General features: G+C 34.2%; 3 protein-coding genes. All 3 read left to right on the forward strand.

Annotated elements, in window-relative coordinates; all coding sequences use genetic code 11:
* The first annotated feature begins 541 nt into the window (after positions 1 to 541).
* The 3 genes from ACOYLP_RS10755 (at position 542) to ACOYLP_RS10765 (ending at position 4,818) form a co-directional block, all read left to right on the forward strand.
* A complete protein-coding gene (locus ACOYLP_RS10755; protein WP_422856170.1) occupies positions 542 to 2,893 on the forward strand; it encodes a TIM-barrel domain-containing protein in 2,352 nt (783 codons plus the stop codon).
* A gap of 18 nt (positions 2,894 to 2,911) precedes the next feature.
* Positions 2,912 to 3,940 carry a DUF4421 family protein gene (locus tag ACOYLP_RS10760; RefSeq protein WP_422856171.1) on the forward strand — a complete coding sequence of 343 codons (1,029 nt, stop codon included), beginning with the start codon at positions 2,912 to 2,914 and terminating at the stop codon, positions 3,938 to 3,940.
* Between the two features lie 185 nt (positions 3,941 to 4,125).
* Positions 4,126 to 4,818, forward strand: coding sequence for a T9SS type A sorting domain-containing protein (locus tag ACOYLP_RS10765; RefSeq protein WP_422856172.1), 693 nt, complete (start codon positions 4,126 to 4,128; stop codon positions 4,816 to 4,818).
* The last annotated feature ends 66 nt before the right edge of the window (positions 4,819 to 4,884 follow it).

The following is a 4,884-nucleotide window of genomic DNA, read 5'->3' on the forward strand; positions in this document are numbered from 1 at the left end:
TACTTTACTTCAGGGGAGAAAAAGCAGATGGATCTTTTATTGGATTATGGGTCCCATCTATTTTAGCATTTGGTATCTATTTTAAACTTATCAATAATTCAAAAAATGACTGAAATCATTCCATACTTCGCTGGACTTATAACTCTGCTTTTTGGCGCTGGCTTTTATTTAGCAATTACACAATCAGACAAAAAAGATAAATAGCAGTTCGTATTTATTAGCACAGCACTTATAAATAGGTCGACTGTTAAGGTCGACTGTTAAGAGCATCTTTTAAGTCAAAATATGATCTATACAAATTAAACACCGAACTGCTAACAGCAAATAAACCCAAGCGGGCTGACTCGATCATCTTTGCACGCAAAATTTCGGCCAGTTCGTGACAATTAATTTGCGGCTCACTAAAAAAACATTTGTATCTTTAAATAACCTTTGGTGGGTTAAGACAGGTGATGCTTCGCAAGCCCGCCTGGGTCTATTTGCAAAACGTTAGAGGCAACCTATTGAAATGAATGCACCGATTAAAATACATTTATTAAGAATGAAATTATATTTTTATTTAACTCTATTTTTCTTTAGCATTAAAGCCGTTGTTTTTTCTCAAAATGTAGCTTATTCAGTTAAAGTAATTGAAAAACCATTTCGGTTCGAAGTTTATAAAGAAGGGGAAGCCAAGCCTTTATTGGTCATGGATAACCAAATTACCCTGCAACATTTTACAAACACCAAAATCATCGAAAGAAGCCCATATACGGTATGGCTAGATGGTAAATCTGACAAGAAGAAAACCACTAATAGAGCTGTTGAAATTCTTAAAACAGATTCCCTTCATGTTTTAGTTTTGTTAGATGATAAGAACGATAGCTTATTTAAATTACAATATTCTTTAACAGGCAATAAACTTGATTTTAAATTGTCCGAAATTAATCCACCAAAAGAGGACGACAAACATCATTCACGAATTGCTGTCAATTTCATATCACAATCCAATGACAGCTATTTAGGAATGGGCATGCGCTTTAATCAGGTAAATCATAAAGGCACCATTGTAACGAACTGGTGTAAAGAAGTTGGAGTTAATTTGCCCAAGGTTTCTCAAAATGGTTCTTCAGAAGGACAAGATATTACATATTATCCGGTTCCCTTTTTTCTCAACTTAAAGGGTTATGGGTTCTTACTAAACAGTTTCTATTTTAGTGAATTCGATTTTGCCAAAACAAATCCCGAAGCACTAAAAATCACTAATTATAGCCATACATTTGATGCCACAGTTTTTCTCTCAGAAAATCCACTTGAAATCATAGGTAATTATCATAAAGCTACAGGGATTTACAGGAAGCCCCGTCCATGGATTTTTGGGGTTTGGGCAGCGGCCACCAATGATTGGCAATCAAAAGAAACCGGTCAGGTTGTAAACGAAAAAGTATTAAAAATTCACAGAGAAAATAAAATTCCATTAAGTGCTATAATGGCTGAAGACTGGTATTGGAATAAAAATGTTTTCATGCCTTCTGATGTATGGACTCTAAATAAAAATAGTTATCCTGACTATCAAGGTATGATATCCCTTCAGCACCAATATGGAGTAAAACACATTGGATATTTTTTACCATATTTTCCCGAAAACATGTTATTCAAAAAAAGTCCAATCTACGAAGAAGGCAAAAAGCTGGGATATTTCACTAAAAACATTAACGGAAAACCTTATCTTTTTAAGTTCTTCGTATGGAATGAGTCTCAGCTGGATGTTACTAATCCTGATGCAATAAAATGGTTTGGTCAAAAATTCTATGATTTTGCAGTTAAGTCAGGTGTAGATGGCTGGATGAATGACTTTGGTGAATACACACCGTATAATTCCATATCCTACAATGGAGAGTATGGCTTAACAATGCACAATAAATTTCCGCTACTTTGGGCAGAAAATGCAAATTCATTCTGGAAAACCACTTATCCCGATAGAGATTTTGTAATTTTTCCCAGAAGCGGTTTTATCGGACAGCAATCAAATGCTGCATTCCATTTTACGGGTGACCGGAATGCTAGTTATGACAACCTTTCCGGTTTCGGTGGACAAATCGTGGGGTTAAATACGGCAGGCATATCCTCTCATCCAAACACTTCCATTGATATTGGTGCATATAACTGTGAGAAAACAAAACCCATGGACAAACTTATGATGTTTCGTTGGATTGAAATGGGTGCTCTTGTGCCGGTTATGAGATTGCACAGAGGACTGCCCTTATGTGACCACTGGCGTTTTGATGAGGACAAAGAGACACTTGAACAATGGGAGAAATATGCAAAATTACATGCGAAACTTTTCCCATATATATACACGCTGGCCCAGCAGGCCGAAGATTTTGGCTATCCACTAATTCGCAGTTTATCGATTCTCTATCCAAAAGATAGTGAGGCCATAAAACAAGATTACCAATTTATGCTTGGAGATAGAATACTCAGTGCACCAGTAACAAATGAAGTTCAGGGCGGAAAAAGAGATGATATTTCAAAAGGTAGATCGTCATGGAAAGTATATTTACCAGACGGTAACTGGTACCACTATTGGTCAAATAAAAAATATACAGGTAAATCATATTATGAAGTTCCAGCATCACCGGGTTTTTTACCAATGTTTGTTCAGGAAGGCAAAATCATTCCCACTTTCAATAAAGAGGTGGATTCGTTTGTAGAAAATGTAGAAGATCCAACTATAAAAGACTTCGAATATGTCAACGAATCTATTGAAATTTATTTTTATGGGCATGGCAAAGACACGTTAACTTTATGGGATGGAACTATCATTCACTGTTCAAAAGAGTTAGGGAAAGAGGGTGTGTATGAAGTGAAAAACGGACATGGCAGAAACTACAATTTTGTTTTTTTAGATTAACAGAAATTAAAAATCAACATGGCTTTAAGAAAGATTATTTTAAAATTTATCTTTTCCCAAATAATTCTTTTTCAGTTTAATGCTGTATCTGCTCAGTATTACTTTGATAGCACATATATTGAGAAATATTACAATAATGACCTTTGGTCACTGTATCAAAATTATAACAATCACTCCTTGTTTATTTCACAAAAATTTCAAAGTGACTCTACAATAAATACCGCACTTAATCCAATTGCAGAAAGCCTTGTAAATGTTGGTTTTGCCTATTCCAATGATAAACGATTCATTGCAATTAATTTATACAGTGTACCATATCAACCATCCAAAAGAAAACCGCAGCCAATGGCTGTAAATTTTATTATTGGCAATAATGTTGACAATAAAGTGTCGGAGCTTGGGGTAAATTGGTTCTCAGGTTATTATGAAAAAAATTCAGCGAATTTTGTCCTCAATTTTAATGACAGCGCTTCTTATTACAGTTATAATAGATTAAATACCACCAATGTCTTTTATAATTATATAAACTTTAGCAATAAAAGAAAGTTTTCTTATGGTGCTTCTTATAGAGGTAGTGCTCTACAAAAAAAATCAGCCACCTCTTTTGTATATTACGCTAATGCCAATTATAATGGAATTTATTCGGATAGTGCTTTTATTCCAAATGAAATTAGAAATAGTTATGATAAATTTGGGCAAATGAATAGGTTAAACAATGCCTATTTATCAGGTGGTGTTGGATATTCAGTGACATTAGTAATAAAAAAAGTATTCTTTACAAATCTCACTTTAATGGGTGGTCCAGGATTGCAATACCAAAATTACTCTTTTGTTAATTCCAACAAATCAAAAAATGCAATTAATATATTGCTACAAGGAGATTTGAGGTATTCGATAGGATTTAACTTCAAACACTTCTACATTATTTCAAGTAGTCTGATCTCGTTCAAGTCTTATAATATGAGTAAAATGAGTATCACGAGCAGCCATTTAATGAATCAGTTTACATTAGGTTTGAGATTAAACAGAAAAGGTCGAATATTTTGATAATAATATGAATTTAAATCATTAAAAAACAAAACAGGCAGCCACTAACAGCGTGTTAGCAATATTGCCTTGCCGCAGGCGCAACACAAGGCAACATCGCCTACACGCAAAACGTTAGCGGTCATTGTAAAAAGACCAAAGCAAAATTGAACAAACAGAATAATAATATTAAAACAGACAGACAAATGAAAAAAACAGGATTGACTTTTATAATGCTTTTAACATTGTGTTTCATTGGTAAAGCGCAGACAACTAGATATTTTGAATTTTCGACAACCTGTGGACATGGAAACTGGCAGGACACCACATTTATAGCTTCTACCTCTAATCAGATAATAATAGACTCAGTTCTTGCTAACTTGGCTAGACCATTAAACCAGAGAAACTTTATTAACGGACCAATTGATTATGGCAATGGAGGACATAATCACAATGCAAATCATTGGTTTTTATGGCATTTTATTCCTAATCAATGGAACCTTGTAGAAATGGCAATAGAACTTTGTGATGGTTGTCCTTACACAGATGTTGACGCTGATACAGCTTATTGGGTCGGAACTGTTGGTCAATTTTGCCCTTGGTCTGGTCGTCCAGTAAGAGAAGTATCAAACCCTTTAGGAATTAACGACCCGATTTTTGAAAATGAAATTTTACTTTATCCAAACCCAGCCAAGGACGAATTAAATTTAAAATGGAATAATTTAAATAATATTTCTGTCACAATATTTAATTCAATAGGACAAGAATTATCAACTTTTTTTCTTTCAAAAGATAAGAGCATTATTGACATATCAGAACTACAGAAAGGACTTTACTTTCTGAAAATTATTGACGGAAATAAAACAGGAATAAAAAAATTAATTATTGACGGAAAATAAACAACGAACCGCTAACAGCACCTACCCAAAAGGCGGGGTTTCGTGTTCCAAAGACAGTTTTGTGGT

This window comes from Flavobacterium sp. (assembly GCF_049318325.1).
GTDB lineage: Bacteria > Bacteroidota > Bacteroidia > Flavobacteriales > Flavobacteriaceae > Flavobacterium.

Coding starts and splice junctions, on each gene's coding strand:
- ACOYLP_RS10755 (WP_422856170.1), top strand. CDS start 542: ATGAAATTATATTTTTATTTAACTCTATTTTTCTTTAGCATTAAAGCC.
- ACOYLP_RS10760 (WP_422856171.1), top strand. CDS start 2,912: ATGGCTTTAAGAAAGATTATTTTAAAATTTATCTTTTCCCAAATAATT.
- ACOYLP_RS10765 (WP_422856172.1), top strand. CDS start 4,126: ATGAAAAAAACAGGATTGACTTTTATAATGCTTTTAACATTGTGTTTC.